Source organism: Paucilactobacillus oligofermentans DSM 15707 = LMG 22743 (assembly GCF_001434315.1).
GTDB lineage: Bacteria > Bacillota > Bacilli > Lactobacillales > Lactobacillaceae > Paucilactobacillus > Paucilactobacillus oligofermentans.
Genome location: NZ_AZFE01000032.1, coordinates 237,644 through 254,624, shown reverse-complemented (window position 1 = coordinate 254,624; position 16,981 = coordinate 237,644). Strand labels below are relative to the sequence as shown.

The following is a 16,981-nucleotide window of genomic DNA, read 5'->3' as shown; positions in this document are numbered from 1 at the left end:
CATTAAATTTATTCTGAAAGTCCCGTTTGTTTTCTCAATTCCATTACTTCACTTGTTCTTAGCGCTCTAAATTCACCACTTTGAACGCCTTGTAACGTCAAAAATCCATATGACTCACGATGTAGTTTAATAACTTCATGACCAACGGCCTTCATCATTTTCTTAACTTGATGATTACGACCTTCATGAATCGTCAACTCAACTAATGAAGTTCTTTTAGTAGTATCAGTATCTAACACTTTAGTCTTAGCAGGGTGTGTTTTACGACCTTCAACCTTAACCCCTAACCGTAATTGCTTCATTTCTTCATTTTTAACAATGCCTTGCACTTTAGCAACATAGGTTTTTTCAAATTCAAATCGTGGATGCGTTAATTTATTTGCCATTTCACCATCATTAGTTAATAGTAAAAGTCCAGTTGTATCATAATCTAAACGTCCGACCGGATATACTCGAGCATCAACATTCTCAGCTAAAATATCGACCACCGTTTTGCGGCCTTTGTCATCTTTAGATGAAGAAATGACTCCTCGAGGCTTATTCAGTAAGTAATACACTAATTTTGCATGGTTTAATGGAATGCCATCGACACTCACTTGATCATGAATTCCCACCTTAATTCCTTGTTCCGTTACAGTTTCGCCGTTGACCTGAACGTGACCTTCAGCAATTAAAACTTCAGATTTTCGTCGAGATGCAATTCCGGCCTCAGCCATTACTTTTTGTAGTCGTTCCATTTTGTTCTCCTTCACGTTTACGGTTTTCAAATGCTTGTAAAAATAAATCACCCGACATTTCTTCTGGATCAATGTCCGTTTGTTCACTTAATGGTGGTAACTGTTCTAGCGCATTTAACCCAAAATAATCCAAGAAATAACTACTAGTAACAAATAGGAATGGACGTCCAGGTGCATTCAAACGACCATTTTCTTCAATTAAATTTTGTAAAATTAATTTTTGTAAGGTAGCCGAACTTTGCACACCACGAATTTCATCGATTTCTAACCGAGTAATTGGTTGACGATAAGCAATAATAGCCAAGACCTCAAGTGAGGCTTGTGATAATGGGGTACTGAGCGGCACTTCAAAGTATCGTTTAATAATTGGTGATAACTCTTGTTTCGTAGCCAACCGATATGTTTGGTCACTGTTTAACAAGATTAACGCCGAATCATCATCGTCTTCATACTTTGCTGATAATCGGTCCAACATTAAACTAATCGCTGGTCGCATAAACCCAGTAATTTGTTCAATATCCGTCACGGTGATTCCTTCATCGCCACTGATAAATAATAATCCCTCAATCTGCTCCAAATTGGTCATTCTCATACTCCTCACTATGTGGCCCGATTGACAACATCAACGGTCCAAAACTATCTTGTTGCTCAATTAAAATTGCTTGATGCTTAGATAATTCTAAAATTGCAAAAAAAGTTGTTACTAAATCTTCCACGGTGACTTGACCTTCAAATAAATTTTCAAAACTTTGGATTCCACTCATTACTCGGTGTAGTACTAGTTTGATTCGAGCTGAAATGCTCTCAGCTTCACCTTGAACGGTTTGGTTTAGAGGTTCATTGATTATCTTACGTTTAAGTACTTTATCAAACGCTGATTGCAATTGTTGAACGGTCACACCCGGAGCTAACTTAGCACTGACAACACCAGCCGGAATACTCATTGCTTGGCGGGTATATTCCTGTTGTCGCAGTTCTTCTTTTTCTTTAAGTTGTTGAGCTGCTTGCTTATAACGCTTATATTCTAATAGTTGATCAACTAATTCTTGCCGCGGATCATTTAAATCTTCATCATCCGTTATTTCTTCTTCAATCGGTTCATTAGGTAATAACATCTGACTTTTAATGGCCATTAACGTTGCGGCCATCACAACATACTCACCAGCGACTTCTAATTGGTTTTCTTTCATGTTGTGTAAATAATCTACATATTGACCTGTAATAGCACTAATCTGAATATCATAGATATCCATTTCTGAACTACGAATTAAGTGTAATAGTAAATCTAACGGGCCTTCAAAATCACTAACCTTGATAGTTGGCTGATTAACTAACTTGCTTACTTCATTGCTAGGCATGTTTCATACGCCTCCAATTAGTCACAATCGGTTGATTATCCATGGTCCCCATTAGTCGTTTGTCTGGATAAGTTTCATTAATAGCGGTCAATAACGCAAATATTTCACGACCGGTTCGGTTAGTTGGTGTAAATGATAAGCGCCGAATTAAGACATAATCATTGCCTACTTCACAACAAACCACCCCAATAAAATGATCATCCTCATTCCGCCATAAATAAACTGGTCGATTTTCACTTTTTAAATACCATTGCATTTCTTTTTGTAATCTCGTGAGTGGCTTTAACTCAGGGATAAATGACAGCAGTCCCATGGTAATTTTTTCGTAATCACTACGATAGCTTACTAACATTGAATTGCTCCTTTAAACTTCTTTTTATAGTTTATCATTTTATGCCCGTGGATGAAATTTTTTATAAACTTCTGCCATTCGTTTGCGAGAAATATGCGTATATATTTGGGTTGTTGAGATATCAGCATGGCCTAACAATTCTTGAACAACTCTTAAATCAGCACCATTTTCCAAAATATGCGTGGCAAATGAATGTCGTAATGTATGTGGTGTTACATTTTTAGTAATCCCTGCTTTAACAACAATTGCCTTTAAGTTTTTCCAGATTCCTTGCCGCGTTAATTGCCGCCCATGTGCATTTAAAAAGATATACTTACTTTTTTGTTGCTTTAACAAAGTTAAACGAGCGCCATTCATATACTTATTCAACCAGTCAATTGCGACTTCACCAATCGGAATAATTCGTTCTTTATCCCCTTTACCTAGTGGCTGAATCAGTCCCATTTCTAAATGTAATTCATCCATCGTTAAATTAATTAACTCACTGACCCGTAATCCAGTTGCGTACATTACTTCCAAAATAGCTCGATCACGAATTCCCAGTGGTTTTGATAAATCTGGAACCTCAAGTAGTCTTTCAACTTCTTCGCTGGTTAAAACTTGAGGCAAATGTTGTGCGCCTTTAGGTGGGTCAATATGAATCATCGGATTAATAGCAATCTTATCTTCATTTACCAGGTATGAAAAAAACTGGCGTAATGTTGAAATCAAATGTGATACTGAACTTTTAGCTTTTTTCTCAGTTTGTAACTTCGCTAAATAATTCAATACATCATAACGATCAACTTTATCCCAGCTTGTAATTTTTTGTTCGGTTAGATATTCCGAAAAAGCGACTAAATCTTGCTTATAACTGATAATCGTATTTTCAACTAACCCCCGTTGAATTCTTAAATAATGCAAATAATCTTGCAATATATCATTCATCGATTATTCTCCGTCTTGCTTATCCAACAATCTTAATTCACCATCAACTTGTTCAACTAACCGTTGCTTCAATAAATTACCAATAGCACGTTTAAATTGACCCTTACTAATTCCAAACACTTCACGAATGGTTTCAGGATCAGTTTTATCTGTATAAGGAATTGCGTTAACTCCAGAATGTTCCATCATTGCAACTAGCATTTGAGCATCTTCTGGTATTGCTTCAAAACTACGTGGTTTCATTGATAAATTCAATGTTCCATCTGGACGAACACCAATTACACGAACTTTCACGTGTTGTCCAAGGCGAGGCTCAACTTCACGTTCACTTGGATGAATAAAGCCAAGGTAAAATTCATCAGTTAATACTAGTGTTCCCACCATTTTCAAACGATAAACAGTAGCCGTCATATCGACATTCTTTAAATGATCATCTGCTCGGTTAGCAATTGCCGTATACATCTCTTCATCAGCTAATTGTCCCCACATCCGATCATGATTATCAAATTTTAAGGCAATCATCAATTTGTCGCCTTGTTGTGGCCAGAGTGGTTTCACAGTTGGTAATTCATCAATTGATACCACAACATCTTTATTAGGTAAGCCAATATCAACAAAGACTCCTAAATCACGACGAACTGCAACCACAGTTCCATATGAAAAATGTTCACGACGAACATCTGGGATTTTAGTCGTCATTTGTAATTGGTGATCTTCATTCTCATAAACAAAGCCTTTAATCATGCCACCAATATGCAATTCTTGATCTAATTCTTGTTTGGGTAATTTATATGTTTCACCATCAATTTGAACGAAATAAAATTCATCATTTTCATCGATCATTTTGGCAGTTACGATACTTCCTAGATTTGGATTCATTATTTTTCCTCGAGATTCTTATATTGCGTCATTCTTCATTTTACACGTAAATGACCCAATATGAAAGCTACTAAAAATAAACATCATTATTTTAGACCATAATCGATAATTTTAGACAAAAAAATAGAACCCCGAAAGGTTCTACTTAATCATCAAAAAATTATTTGATTGTTTGGATACGCATTGTGTTAGTTGTACCTTCTTCACCAACAGGGAATCCAGCAACAACGATGATTTTTTCACCAGTTACAGCAAAGCCAAATTCTTTAGCCTTTACTGAAGCTTCTTCAAATAAATCATCCATGCTCTTAGGTGCTTCAACTTGGAATGGTTGAACAGCCCAGTTGACTGTCAATCCACGTTGAGTACGTTCGTCAAATGTAAGTGCTAAAATGTTAGCATTTGGACGATATTTAGAGATCATACGTGCAGTATAACCTGAACGAGTTGCAGCAACAATTGTGTTGATTCCAAGTGCATCAGCACTTAGAGCAACTGATGAACCAATTGCTTCTGTAACGTCAGCAGTATTGAAATCAAAAATTTCAGTACCGAATTCGTCTAATTCATTTTCAGATTTTTCGTCAATACGTGCCATTGTTGCAACAGATTCTACTGGGTAGTCTCCGTTTGCGCTTTCACCTGAAAGCATTGTTGCGTCAGTACCATCAAAGACAGCATTGGCAACATCAGAAGCTTCGGCACGTGTAGGACGTGGGTTTTCTTGCATTGAATCAAGCATTTGTGTAGCTGTGATAACTGGCTTACCAAGTAAGTTACACTTGCGAATCAATGATTTTTGAGCTGAAGTAACATTTTCAACTGGAATTTCAACACCCATGTCTCCACGAGCAATCATAAGTCCTTCTGAAACTTCCATAATTGAATCAATGTTATCAATACCTTCTTGTGATTCGATCTTAGGGAAGATTTGAACATGACCCATGTTCTTTTCTTCAAGTAAAGCACGAATATCAAGAACGTCTTGTGGCTTACGTACAAATGAAGCAGCAATAAAGTTGATTTCGTTATCTAAACCAAAACGAATATCGCTTGCATCTTTTTCAGTAATACCAGGAAGGTTGATAGAAACACCAGGTGCGTTAACACCCTTACGTGAACCTAATAAACCATGGTTTTGTACTGTAACAACAAGTTCTTTGTTAGCAGCATCTTTATCTTCAATTAGCATGTCGATCAAACCATCATCGAATAATACGTGTCCACCTACTTGAACGTCGTCAAACAATCCAGGGTAAGTAACAGCAATCTTGTCGTGTGTTCCTTCAAGACTATCATCCATTGAAATACGTAGTTTGTCGCCAATGTTGAATTCAATCTTACCTTCTGCTTGAACAGTAGTACGAATTTCAGCACCCTTAGTATCTAGCATTAGTCCAACTTTAACGCCTGTAATTTCTTCGGCTGTGTGAACATTTGTGATACGTCCAAGGTGTTCTTCGTGATCACCATGTGAGAAGTTGAAACGGAAAACATTTGCTCCTGATTCAATCAACTTTACAATTGTATCAACGTCGCTACTGGCAGGACCAAGTGTGCTAACGATCTTGGTTTTCTTCATAAGTAAAATCTCTCCTTTGAGTTATCCGGACAATAAAATATCCTTTTTGTACAGAAGTTAGTTTATCACTTTTTAAAATCGATGTCGCGTGTTTATGATAAGTTTCAAAAATGAAAACGGTATCATCTGATTTTCTGTGATAATCATTAAAATTTAATCATTATTTCCCTTAAATTTAGAGAAATAACTTACGCTTTTGATTAGTCTAAAATACTAAATCCTAAGCTTGAAATATCTTTATCAAATCCCTTAACCGTATCAATTGATACATCATAAGCAGATTTACCAGTTTTTCCTAACTTAGCTAAAATCGTTGGTGGAACCGTAATTACATCCACGCCCATATCTTGCGCCTGATAAACATTAATCACTTCACGCGTTGATGCCCACAATAATTTTGCGTTCGGATGTTGTTTTGTGACCGCAACACTTTGTTTCACAAATTCATTAGGATTTTGACCAGTATCAGCAACCCGACCCACAAAAATCGACACTAGTGCCGGAACGTTATCATCTAAGTTATCAACTGTTTCTTGTACTTGTTCAATCGTTGATAATGCGGTGACATTAACTTTAATTCCCGCGTGTGATAAATCATTAATCAATGGTGCATTACTAGTTCCATCGGCTAACACGATTGGAATTTTAACAAAGACATTTTTCCCTAAAGCTGAAATAATCCCAGCCTCTTTTTTCATGGTTTCATTATCATGACCAAAAACTTCAAATGAAATTCCATAATCAGGTAATTCCTTGATAGCATTCTTAGCAAATTCCAAATAATTCGTAATGCCTGCTTTTTTCATTAATGATGGATTAGTCGTAAATCCAGTCACATAATCTCGCTTTGCATCTGTGAGCATATCGTTAATATCTGCTCCATCTGAATATACTTCAATATCGAATTTTGGTTCCATAATATATAATCACCCTTCTATTGTTTAATAGTTTGTAGTACAACATTCTTAATTCCAAGAATCTCAACCAATTGAGCTTGAATTCCATCCGAATCAGGAATCCAACGCTCCTTAGGTTGAATAAGCTTTTGATTAGTTCGTTGTTCAAAAATAATTACTGGCGTATTACCAGCTTGTTGCACTAATAGCTGTTCTAAATTTATTTGCGTTTGCTGATCTTCATGATCTGAATCAATTCTTAAAACCCATCGTCGTGATTGCTTTGCTTGATTATTTTTAACAATTACCGTTTTGGCATCCTGAATCTGGTTAGCAACCACTTGTAATCGACGATCAGTTTCAACTTTTCCTTCAACAATTAGAATTCTATTTTTTTCAAGTAAATCACCAATATGTTTAAATAGTTGTGGAAAGATGGTCACTTCAATTGATCCGGTTTGATCACTACCAGAAACAAATGCCATTTGTTCACCACGTTTAGTCCGAATCACTTTAACATTTGTCACAAAAACAAAGATTTTAACTTTAGCTTGATTTACTAATTCGGTTATCGGTGTAATACCTAATTGTGCCCCAGCTTCAGTATATTGACTCACTGGATGACCAGATAGATATGCCCCTAAATACTCTTCTTCAAATCCTAATCGTTGCTCTAAACTAAACTCATGATGTTCCGAAATTGTTGGTTGTAATTCTTCAAACAAGCTTAAACTCGAACCGGTCAATTCTACGCTATCAATAATCTTTGGTAATGCTTCAACCAACTCAGCCCGATTATTACCCAATCCATCGAATGCACCGACATATACCAATGGCGCAATTAACTCTTTCTTACGCCATTTTGAATCTAACCGTTGAATAAAATTCAACAAGCTCGTAAACGGACCGTCAGTTTTTCGTAATTCAAGTAAATCGCGAATCATATCACGTCTCAAGCCTTTTACATCCCCAAGGCCAAATAAAATTCGTTCGCCTTGTAATGTAAATTCTCGTTGGCTTAAGTTAATATCTGGTCCATTAACCTTAACTTGATACTTTTGGGCTTCAGTTAAATACATTCTAATTTTGGTAGCATCATTCGTAACGGTATTCAATAATGAAATCAAAAACGCTGCTGGGTACCAGGCTTTAACATATGCTAATTCAAACGCTAATTTTGAATAGGCTACTGCATGTGATCGATTAAATCCATAATTAGCAAATTGATCAATATAATTAAAAATTCGGTCAGCTACCTCATCTGAGTAACCATTACCTTTAGCACCACGGATAAATTTACTCCGCATTGAATCCATTACGCTTTGCTTTTTCTTACTCATAGCTCGCCGCAATAAATCGGCTTCGCCATAACTAAAATTAGCCATCTTCGAAGCTACTTGCATAACTTGTTCTTGATAAACTAAAATTCCATACGTAACGCCTAAAATATTCTTCAATGAATCATCCGGATAATTAACTGGTTCATTGCCTTTTTTCCGTTGAATAAAGGTATCAATATTTTCCATTGGCCCTGGCCGATATAATGCATTCACCGCAACAATTAATTCAAACGTTTCCGGATGTAATCGGCGCAATACATTTTTAATTCCACTTGATTCAAATTGGAAAACCCCATTCGTATCGCCTTGTTGAAATAGTTGCAGTGTTTTTTCATCATCTAACGATACTTGGGTAAGCTTAAATTCTGGGTGATTTTGTTGAATAATTTTAACCGCATTATCTAAAATTGATAAATTTCGTAAACCTAAAAAATCAATTTTTAACAATCCAATTGCTTCAACGGTATCCTTAGCAAATTGCGTCATTAACATCCCATCGCCACCATCTTGAAGTGGTACTAAATCTTCCAATGACTCTTGGGACAAGACAATCCCAGCCGCATGGGTTGAATAATGTCTTGGCAATCCTTCTAATCGCTTAGCGGTGTCAAAGATTAATTGATTTTTAGGAGTATCTGCAATGAGATTTTGTAATGCTTGTGATTGCTTAAAAGCCTCATCTAAAGTAATCTTCAACACTGGCGGAATAGTTTTACTCCATTCACTGGCTTCAAACTGTGACAAACCGAATACTCGACCGACGTCACGTAATACTTGTTTCGTCGCTAGTGTCCCAAATGTAATGATTTGGGCAACTCGTTGATGCCCATACTTATCGTGAACATAGTGTAAAATTTCTTCTCGGCGATCATCTGGAATGTCTAAATCAATATCCGGCATTTGAATTCGTTCCGGATTCAAAAATCGCTCGAACAGTAATTCATATTGCAATGGGTCTACATCTGTAATTGCCAATGAATATGCTACTAATGATCCAGCCGCTGATCCACGACCAGGACCAGTCATAATTTTATTTTGATGCGCGTAGGCAATTACATCCCCCACGATTAAGAAATAATCATCAAATCCCATTGCATGAATAATTTTTAATTCTTGCGCAAGTCGCTGACGATAATCATCTAGGGTGAAATTTTCAGCAAGTTGGCGCCGTTTTAGCCCCTCAACACATAAATGTTTTAAATAAGTAAACGAGTCTGTCTTACTTTCATTTTTAAATTTCGGCAATATGGTTGCTTGGAATTCTAACTTAACATCCGTTTTAGCAGCAATAATTTGTGTCATATTAGCCGCTTCACTTAACCCGACTTGTTTAAAGTCTCGCTCAATTTCAGCAGCAGTTTTAAGATAATGATCACCTGACTGTTTAGCTAATTCTTCAGGATGATTCATCTGATCACCACGTTCAATCGAACGCAAAACTTCTACAGCAAAATGATCATCTGCATTTAAATAGCCTACTCTAGTAAGTCCAACTAATTTCGAGCCACGCTGATCAGCAAACTGCTGAATTGTTTGCTGTAAAATTGCATCAACACCTGGATTGATTCCGATTAGTAAACTTGATTCATCGACCGATTTAGCAAGATTATCAAAATATGCTACCGCTGTTTCAGCTTGACCAGCTTGAATTAAGCGATAGACATCGTTATCTGTCGGTAGAATTACAAATAAATCACCAAACCAATCAGTTAAATCATCGAGATTGATTGATTTCCCACGTTCTATCGTTTGGATTGTCGTCGTAATTTTCATTAAATTACGATAACCTTCATAATTCTTAGCCAATAATACTAATCGTTGATCACCATCTGAAATCGCACTGGATGGTAAAACTAATGTCATTCCAATAACTGGCTTAATGCCCTGTTTAATTGACTCATTATAAAAATCAAAGACACCATATAAAATATTTTCATCGGTAATTGCTAGAGCAGTATATCCACGATCTTTGGCACTCGCAACTAGCTGTTTAATTTGTGAGGTACTTTTCAGTAAACTGTAGCTACTGAGGACTTGTAACGGTACAAAGCTCATATACTAACTCCCTTTCACATTGATTATATCAAATAATAGTCATTAACCGTTGACCAGAAAAAATCATTAAGATATACCAATATCGTTCTTGTAAACCTAATAACATCTATACTATCAATTATAGCATCAATAAACAACATTTTTTTGAAGTATACCAATATTATTAGTTATGAATTTTTTTTACACTTTTTTCTAATTTGTGATAAACTAGTGTCTATATTATGTGAGGTGAAGAAGATGCGTCTTATTATGGCAAACATAACTGCTGCTTTTTGGGCATTAATCTTAGGTGAAGTCCTAGGTTATATTTGTGGGCAACTTGATATTTTAACAATTAGCCCAGTTACAATGGGAGTTTTATCAATTGTTATGGGACTATTTGCTGCTAATGCATTCAGTTGGATTACTAAAAGTGCTGAAGCTCCAAGTAAATAATTTAATATAAAAAAACAAACTTCGTTGAAAACTCAACGAAGTTTATTTTTTATACTTAACATTTAATTCATTAATTTTTAATAACACATCAACTGCTTGTTTCATTACCTCAAGCGAAACAAATTCAAATCGTGAATGCATATTTTCACCACCTGCAAACAGATTAGGGGTTGGTAATCCCATAAATGAAATTTTAGACCCATCTGTCCCACCACGGACCGGATAAATAACGGGTTCAATTCCTAAATCTTCCATTGCAGTTTTCGCGATTTCAACAACCTCCATGTGTTCTTCAATCACTTCACGCATATTGTAATATTGATCAACCAATTTTAACTGCACTCGGTTATCACCATAGATTTCATTTAAAGCATCTACAATATTTTCTAACGCTAGCTTGCGATTTGCAAATTTATGTTGATCATGATCACGAATAATATATTCCATTACAGCGTGATCAACCGTCCCTGATAATTTATCTAAATGAAAGAAGCCTTCACGACCATCTGTTAGCTCTGGCCGATCATGAATTGGCAATTTACTATTTAATTCAAAGGCCACTTGTAAAGCATTAATCATGACATTTTTAGCGGTTGCGGTATGAACATCCTTCCCCTCAATCGTAATTTCAGCCATCGCTGCATTAAAGGTTTCAAATTCTAGTTCGCCCAATGGTCCGCCATCGACTGTATACGCAAAATCAGCATCAAAATCTTGAACATCAAACTGATCCGCACCGCTTCCAATTTCCTCATCTGGTCCAAATCCAAGTTGAATATCACCATGTTTAACTTCTGGATGTTCGACTAAATATTTTGCCATTGTCACAATTTCAGCAACGCCAGCTTTATCATCAGCGCCCAATAGTGTCGTTCCATCAGTCGTAATCAAAGTATGCCCAATATAATTTTCTAACGCTGGAAATTCTTGACGATTCAACCGATAGTTGCTTTCACCTAACTTAATTTCGCTAATTCCATCATACTTTTCAATAATCTGTGGTGATACATTTTTAGCATTAAAATCTGCTGTATCAATGTGTGCTAAATAGCCAATCGAAGGCACTTCAAAATCCAAGTTACTTTTAATTGTCCCTAACACATATTGATTAATCGGATTAATTCGAACATTATTAACCCCAATTTCTATCAACTCAACTTTTAATTTTTCGGCAAATTGAATTTGGTTGAGACTCGATGGAATCGTCCTACTTTTATCATTAGACCGTGTTTCTTGTTTAACATAACCAATAAAGCGTTCTAATAAATCATTATATTTAGTCACTCAATCACCTCATCATAAATTTAAACGGCTCCGTACTAAGTTGTGATTCCACAATTTCAATGGGCCAATTATTAGCTGCCTGCCATTGATTAAATAACTCGTGCAGTTTAACTTTGCAGATAGATTCAAAATGATGCCCTGGATCAATCGCAACTAAATTATTAGCAATAATATCATGTCCCGTATGATATGAAATATCACCGGTTACATATGCATCAGCTGCCTTTTTAATCGCATCTAAATAGAACTGACCACCAGAACCTCCTAATACAGCAACTCGGTTAATCGTTTTATCCTTACCCGCCACAATTCTTAACCCAGGAACATCAAACTTATCCGCTACATATTGAGCAAATTCAGTTACTGTCATCGTTTGTTTAAGTTCACCAACACGACCCATACCATAACGTTCACCTGTGATTGGATGCGTTCCACCAGTTAATAATGGTTCTAAATTTATTAACTCTAATTGCGCTGCTAACCAATCATTCATACCACCATTCACATTGTCCAAATTTGTATGTGCACCATAAACGACAATATTATGTTTAATTAACTGTGCATACATCGCGTTTTGTGGCACGCTTAAATCTAAATTATGCGGTGCTCGAAAAATCATAGGATGATGTGCAAAAATAAAATCAACTTTTTGATTAATTGCTTCTTCCACTACTTCTGGTCGAACATCCAGCGTAGTCATTACTTTTTTTACAGATTGCATTGGATTACCTAGTTGTAGTCCAACTGGATCGCCATCTTCAGCAATTGACTTTGGTGCCCACTGTTCAAAATAATCAATAAATTCTTGTGCAATCATTTTATAATCCTTCCTCAATTAAACTAATCTCTCGTTTAAACTCTTCAATTTTTTCGGATGGAACTTTTGATGCCTGCTCCATCTGCTTAATTGCTTCGTTTAAATGATTAATTTGCGATTGCCATTTTTCATTAAATGCAGCCGATTTTTCTTTTAATAAAAATGGTCCAAATAAAATTTCTTGATCAGAATAAATTGCTTTTAAATCAACTGGTTCAGCCACAATAATTTCGTAAACATGATTATCTTCAGAAAGAATTTCTTCTGCTGTAATTTCAAAGTAATTATCAACCAACCAAGTTCTAACAATCTCTGAACCAACATTAGGTTCCAATACTAATCTTGAAATATTACTTAATTTACTTTTACCTTGTTCCAAAATGTCACTAATTAAAGTTCCACCCATACCAGCAATCGTGATTGTATCGATTCGATCTGATAACTCAATCGCTGCTAAACCATCAGCTAGTCGTGCTTCAATTTGCTTGGTCAACTGATGGCCGCTAATTTCAGCTTGTGCATTTTGAAAGGGACCTTTAGCCACTTCACCTGCAATTGCAAAGTCAATTCGTTGATTTAAAGCTAAATTAGCTGGTAAATAAGCATGATCAGAGCCAATATCAGCCATTCGTGCATCATCGGGTACATATTTAGCTACCGTCGCTAAACGTTTTGAAAGATGTAATGAATCCATTAATTTCACTCATTTCTTTTTTCGTTAATACCAATAGTATATAGTAAATATCACTAACTTAATATTAAAATTAACTATCCCTACCTAAATTTTGATAGAATAATTATATTCGTAATTTTTAAAAGATTGGTCGCAAAAAAATGAAAAATAAATCTTCACTTTGGCTTGTATTACTTCTTGGAACTCTCAGTGCTTTTGGCCCTTTATCATTAGATATGTATCTTCCGGCATTACCATCAATGACTGCCACATTTCATACTTCCACTTCCTTAATTCAAATGAGTATTAGTACCTGCATTGTTGGCTTAGCAATTGGCCAATTATTAATTGGCCCAATTAGTGATCGAATTGGTCGAAAAATTCCATTAATTGTTGGATTAATTATTTTCGTCATCACATCATTTATGCTCGCCTTCATTACTAATATTACTTTATTTTTAGTAATTCGCTTTTTTCAAGGTTTAGCTGGTGCCAGCGGTAATGTCTTATCCCGCGCAATTGCTAAAGATATGTTCACTGGTAAAAAGTTAACCCGCTTTTATGCTAATCTAATGTCAATTAATGGTATTTTCCCCGTTATTGCACCGATTATTGGTTCAATGACGCTACTAATTGGACCATGGTCATTAATTTTTGTTGTTTTAGGTTTTGTCGGTATTATTTTAGTCATCAATTCATTATTTTTACCCGAGACTGCACCTAAAAAAATTGAAGCCACATTCAGTCGTAAATCACTACGTTCTCTAGGACATGCTAAGGCATTTTGGCAACCAACTCTTATTTTATGTATGGCTAATGGCGTTTTATTTTGTTATATTTCCGGGTCATCATTTATCTATCAAGGTGTCTTTCACTTTAGTACGACTCAGTTCAGCTTGATGTATGCATTAAATGGCGCTGGAATTGCTTTCGGTAGTTTTATTGCTGGCCGAATGGTTAGTTATTTTAGAAGTAAAATCATGGTTAAAATTAACTTATTTGCTACTATCATTGTTATCAGTTGCATGTTGATAAATGGTTTCACCATTAACAATCATTTAATTTCAATCATTGGTATTTTCTTAATTATCTCTGGATTTGGTTTTACGACTGCACTAGCCACTGATTTAGCCATGCAGGTTCCAGGAATTAACGCTGGTATTTCTTCAGCAATGGTCGGTTTGTTTGGAAATATCGCTGGTGGCATTAGTTCACCCTTAGTTGGCTTATTTGGATCTGGTAGTCCGACCCCAATGTTTGCAATTATGTTTATTTTTCAAATTATCTCCATTGGAGCATTCTATCTATTAAACACAAAAGAAGCAGTCGCTTAGGCAGCTGCTTCTTTTAGTATCTTATTACAATTTACTAATCACTTTTTCAACATTCTTAATCATGACAGAAATTGTTCCATCAGGATGATTTTGAAATTCAATTAAATCGGGATTTTGATAAACATCTAATGGTACGGTTAATTCGATTCCATTCGATAATTTTAATTTCTGTTTACCATATTTTTTAGTAGCAATTTCTTGCACTGCCTTTGAAACTGGCATTTTAGGTGATTCAACTTCTTGCGCAATCGTGTCATTAAACTCTACCTGCGCTGAAACATTATCTTTGAAAATATGTTTTGCAATCACGTCAGTATCAATTGCTTGTTCTTGATCAATTGATTCTTGCACAGCTTCTTTAACTTGGTTCACAACTTCAAACTTTGGAACATCATATTGTTTAGCAACCTTCTCGGCAATTTTTTTTACTGTCTTTACATTTTGTTCTAATGATGGCATTGGTGCACTTTCAATCACCTTGGTTGATAAATATTCCATCTTGTCACCAGAGAAAGTATATTTTTTCTCCATTAATTGATAAGTCAATTCAGCAACCTGGACACTAAATCCTTCATCTGCTTTTGTTGTTTTACCGGATAAAATCGACTGATGAATAATCAATTCATTTGATAACTTACCATCTTGGTCGCCAATTAAATGAGTAAATCCTTGATGATAATCAACTTTCAACATGGCAATATACGCTTGTGCATCATCTTCATATAAAATTACAAAGACATCTGCACTTGGTGCATCTTCACTTTGTTTATAAATACTAAACCACTGTTCAACAATCTCTTTACTAACCTTTTCAAAATCATCAGGAGCAATTTTAATTAGTTGTGCCATTTTTGATCCTTCAACTAACATTCCCGTTTTCGATTGAGCTGATACTAACTTTTCAATTTTCTTAGTTAGATATTCACGAATATTAATATTGGTTAAATCTAAATTAGTTTGTGAAAATACAGGATCCCCAAATCCACGATCAATGACGTGCATGATAGCTTGCTTTAAATAAACATCCATTCTAATACCACTTTCTTTTTATTCAATGTTAAAAGTATACCATTTAAAAATTACTTGTATTATACAAATAATGCTAAAAATAAAAAGAATGATCTTAATCAGACCACTCTTTTCATTTAATTGTATATAGCAATTTGTTGCTATTCCAAGAAATCTTTTAATTGTTTTGAACGTGATGGATGACGTAACTTACGAAGTGCTTTGGCTTCGATTTGGCGAATTCGTTCTCGAGTTACACCAAATACTTTTCCAACTTCTTCTAAGGTACGAGTCCGACCATCATCGAGACCAAATCGTAAACGTAAGACATTTTCTTCACGATCAGTTAAAGTATCAAGAACGTTTTCAAGTTGTTCTTTTAATAATTCATAAGCCGCATGCTCAGCTGGACTAGTTGCATCTTGATCTTCAATAAAATCACCTAGATGAGAATCATCTTCTTCACCAATTGGTGTTTCCAAAGATACTGGTTCTTGTGCAATTTTTAGAATCTCACGAACTTTTTCAGTTGGCATATCCATTTCAGCACCAATTTCTTCAGGTGTAGGTTCGCGACCCAAATCTTGAAGTAATTGACGTTGAATCCGGATTAACTTATTAATCGTTTCAACCATATGAACTGGAATCCGAATTGTCCGAGCTTGATCGGCAATGGCACGTGTAATCGCTTGACGAATCCACCAAGTTGCATAAGTTGAAAACTTGAAACCTTTACGATAATCAAATTTTTCAACGGCCTTCATTAATCCCATATTACCTTCTTGGATTAAATCAAGGAATTGCATTCCACGACCAACATAACGTTTAGCAATTGAAACAACTAAACGCAAGTTAGCTTCAGCTAATTCTTGTTTAGCTTCTTCTTCACCCGCTTCAATTCGTTCAGCTAATTTAACTTCTTCTTCAGCTTTCAACAAATTAACGCGCCCAATTTCCTTCAAATACATCCGAACGGGATCATTAATTTTGATTCCAGTTGGTGCAGAAGTATCTTTTAATTCTTTACTTGAAATTTCTTTTTCAGTTCTTAAAGCACGAGGATCTGGATCACCATTCTCATCGACAACACTAATTCCAGCATCTTCGATATTTGAAATTAGATTTTCCATTCCATCTTCAACTAAACCAAATGGTGACGCAATCTTATCGGTTAATTCATCAAATTTAATTTCTTTATCTTTTTTATAGTCACGAATCAATTTACCAACAGCAGCATCATATTTCTTTTGATCGAAATCTTCCAAGTTTGAAATAATTTTTTCTTCTTTTTTCTTTGCCATTAA

16 protein-coding genes are annotated in these 16,981 nt (G+C 35.5%); 2 read left to right on the top strand and 14 right to left on the bottom strand.

What is annotated here, in order from left to right; all coding sequences use genetic code 11:
- Window positions 1–8 precede the first annotated feature (8 nt).
- The 9 genes from FC70_RS08310 to dnaE form a co-directional block, all read right to left on the bottom strand.
- Window positions 9–737, bottom strand: a complete 729-nt coding sequence (locus tag FC70_RS08310; protein ID WP_057890531.1) for a pseudouridine synthase — start codon at window positions 735–737, stop codon at window positions 9–11.
- Complete coding sequence (gene scpB, locus FC70_RS08305) at window positions 709–1,323, bottom strand: SMC-Scp complex subunit ScpB (RefSeq protein WP_057890530.1); 615 nt, start codon at window positions 1,321–1,323, stop codon at window positions 709–711. The genes FC70_RS08310 and scpB overlap by 29 nt, the downstream gene beginning before the upstream one ends.
- Complete coding sequence (locus FC70_RS08300) at window positions 1,301–2,095, bottom strand: segregation and condensation protein A (protein WP_057890529.1); 795 nt, start codon at window positions 2,093–2,095, stop codon at window positions 1,301–1,303. Before FC70_RS08300 ends, scpB begins: the two co-directional genes overlap by 23 nt.
- Window positions 2,088–2,447 (bottom strand): hypothetical protein, encoded by a 360-nt coding sequence (locus FC70_RS08295; RefSeq protein ID WP_057890528.1) that lies wholly within the window; start codon window positions 2,445–2,447, stop codon window positions 2,088–2,090. The genes FC70_RS08300 and FC70_RS08295 overlap by 8 nt, the downstream gene beginning before the upstream one ends.
- Window positions 2,448–2,486: 39 nt before the next feature.
- Window positions 2,487–3,374 carry a site-specific tyrosine recombinase XerD gene (xerD, locus tag FC70_RS08290; protein ID WP_057890527.1) on the bottom strand — a complete coding sequence of 296 codons (888 nt, stop codon included), beginning with the start codon at window positions 3,372–3,374 and terminating at the stop codon, window positions 2,487–2,489.
- 3 nt (window positions 3,375–3,377) lie between these two features.
- Window positions 3,378–4,253, bottom strand: a complete 876-nt coding sequence (locus FC70_RS08285) for a CvfB family protein (protein ID WP_057890526.1) — start codon at window positions 4,251–4,253, stop codon at window positions 3,378–3,380.
- A gap of 160 nt (window positions 4,254–4,413) precedes the next feature.
- On the bottom strand, window positions 4,414–5,835 hold the full coding sequence (gene pyk / locus FC70_RS08280) for a pyruvate kinase (RefSeq protein ID WP_057890525.1): 1,422 nt from the start codon (window positions 5,833–5,835) through the stop codon (window positions 4,414–4,416).
- Window positions 5,836–6,035: 200 nt separating this feature from the next.
- Complete coding sequence (locus tag FC70_RS08275; protein WP_057890524.1) at window positions 6,036–6,752, bottom strand: transaldolase; 717 nt, start codon at window positions 6,750–6,752, stop codon at window positions 6,036–6,038.
- A 17-nt stretch (window positions 6,753–6,769) separates the two neighbouring features.
- Entirely contained in the window at window positions 6,770–10,126 is a 3,357-nt protein-coding gene (dnaE, locus tag FC70_RS08270; protein WP_057890523.1) for a DNA polymerase III subunit alpha, read from the bottom strand.
- Between the two features lie 237 nt (window positions 10,127–10,363).
- On the opposite strand from dnaE, the gene FC70_RS08265 reads away from it, so the two are divergent.
- The gene (locus FC70_RS08265) at window positions 10,364–10,561 is read left to right on the top strand and encodes a DUF2929 family protein (RefSeq protein WP_057890522.1); all 198 of its coding nucleotides are present in this window, start codon (window positions 10,364–10,366) and stop codon (window positions 10,559–10,561) included.
- Window positions 10,562–10,603: 42 nt separating this feature from the next.
- Here FC70_RS08265 and pepT read toward each other — a convergent pair whose 3' ends face one another.
- Genes pepT through FC70_RS08250 form a run of 3 tightly spaced genes read right to left on the bottom strand, consistent with a single transcriptional unit; the run spans window position 10,604 to window position 13,356 of the window.
- Window positions 10,604–11,845, bottom strand: coding sequence for a peptidase T (pepT, locus tag FC70_RS08260; protein ID WP_057890521.1), 1,242 nt, complete (start codon window positions 11,843–11,845; stop codon window positions 10,604–10,606).
- 4 nt (window positions 11,846–11,849) lie between these two features.
- The gene (locus FC70_RS08255) at window positions 11,850–12,662 is read right to left on the bottom strand and encodes a Nif3-like dinuclear metal center hexameric protein (protein ID WP_057890520.1); all 813 of its coding nucleotides are present in this window, start codon (window positions 12,660–12,662) and stop codon (window positions 11,850–11,852) included.
- A 1-nt stretch (window position 12,663) separates the two neighbouring features.
- Window positions 12,664–13,356 (bottom strand): tRNA (adenine(22)-N(1))-methyltransferase, encoded by a 693-nt coding sequence (locus tag FC70_RS08250; RefSeq protein ID WP_057890519.1) that lies wholly within the window; start codon window positions 13,354–13,356, stop codon window positions 12,664–12,666.
- 140 nt (window positions 13,357–13,496) lie between these two features.
- Here FC70_RS08250 and FC70_RS08245 point away from each other — a divergent pair, with 140 nt between their 5' ends.
- Window positions 13,497–14,669, top strand: a complete 1,173-nt coding sequence (locus tag FC70_RS08245; RefSeq protein WP_057890518.1) for a multidrug effflux MFS transporter — start codon at window positions 13,497–13,499, stop codon at window positions 14,667–14,669.
- 24 nt (window positions 14,670–14,693) lie between these two features.
- Here FC70_RS08245 and FC70_RS08240 read toward each other — a convergent pair whose 3' ends face one another.
- On the bottom strand, window positions 14,694–15,698 hold the full coding sequence (locus tag FC70_RS08240) for a nucleoid-associated protein (RefSeq protein WP_057890517.1): 1,005 nt from the start codon (window positions 15,696–15,698) through the stop codon (window positions 14,694–14,696).
- A 140-nt stretch (window positions 15,699–15,838) separates the two neighbouring features.
- Window positions 15,839–16,978, bottom strand: coding sequence for an RNA polymerase sigma factor RpoD (gene rpoD, locus FC70_RS08235; protein WP_057890516.1), 1,140 nt, complete (start codon window positions 16,976–16,978; stop codon window positions 15,839–15,841).
- Between the last annotated feature and the right edge of the window lie 3 nt (window positions 16,979–16,981).

What these genes read in the sequence shown, in the direction of transcription:
- FC70_RS08310 (WP_057890531.1), bottom strand. Translation starts at nt 737, where the DNA reads ATGGAACGACTACAAAAAGTAATGGCTGAGGCCGGAATTGCATCTCGA.
- scpB (WP_057890530.1), bottom strand. Translation starts at nt 1,323, where the DNA reads ATGACCAATTTGGAGCAGATTGAGGGATTATTATTTATCAGTGGCGAT.
- FC70_RS08300 (WP_057890529.1), bottom strand. Translation starts at nt 2,095, where the DNA reads ATGCCTAGCAATGAAGTAAGCAAGTTAGTTAATCAGCCAACTATCAAG.
- FC70_RS08295 (WP_057890528.1), bottom strand. Translation starts at nt 2,447, where the DNA reads ATGTTAGTAAGCTATCGTAGTGATTACGAAAAAATTACCATGGGACTG.
- xerD (WP_057890527.1), bottom strand. Translation starts at nt 3,374, where the DNA reads ATGAATGATATATTGCAAGATTATTTGCATTATTTAAGAATTCAACGG.
- FC70_RS08285 (WP_057890526.1), bottom strand. Translation starts at nt 4,253, where the DNA reads ATGAATCCAAATCTAGGAAGTATCGTAACTGCCAAAATGATCGATGAA.
- pyk (WP_057890525.1), bottom strand. Translation starts at nt 5,835, where the DNA reads ATGAAGAAAACCAAGATCGTTAGCACACTTGGTCCTGCCAGTAGCGAC.
- FC70_RS08275 (WP_057890524.1), bottom strand. Translation starts at nt 6,752, where the DNA reads ATGGAACCAAAATTCGATATTGAAGTATATTCAGATGGAGCAGATATT.
- dnaE (WP_057890523.1), bottom strand. Translation starts at nt 10,126, where the DNA reads ATGAGCTTTGTACCGTTACAAGTCCTCAGTAGCTACAGTTTACTGAAA.
- FC70_RS08265 (WP_057890522.1), top strand. Translation starts at nt 10,364, where the DNA reads ATGCGTCTTATTATGGCAAACATAACTGCTGCTTTTTGGGCATTAATC.
- FC70_RS08255 (WP_057890520.1), bottom strand. Translation starts at nt 12,662, where the DNA reads ATGATTGCACAAGAATTTATTGATTATTTTGAACAGTGGGCACCAAAG.
- FC70_RS08250 (WP_057890519.1), bottom strand. Translation starts at nt 13,356, where the DNA reads ATGGATTCATTACATCTTTCAAAACGTTTAGCGACGGTAGCTAAATAT.
- FC70_RS08245 (WP_057890518.1), top strand. Translation starts at nt 13,497, where the DNA reads ATGAAAAATAAATCTTCACTTTGGCTTGTATTACTTCTTGGAACTCTC.
- FC70_RS08240 (WP_057890517.1), bottom strand. Translation starts at nt 15,698, where the DNA reads ATGGATGTTTATTTAAAGCAAGCTATCATGCACGTCATTGATCGTGGA.
- rpoD (WP_057890516.1), bottom strand. Translation starts at nt 16,978, where the DNA reads ATGGCAAAGAAAAAAGAAGAAAAAATTATTTCAAACTTGGAAGATTTC.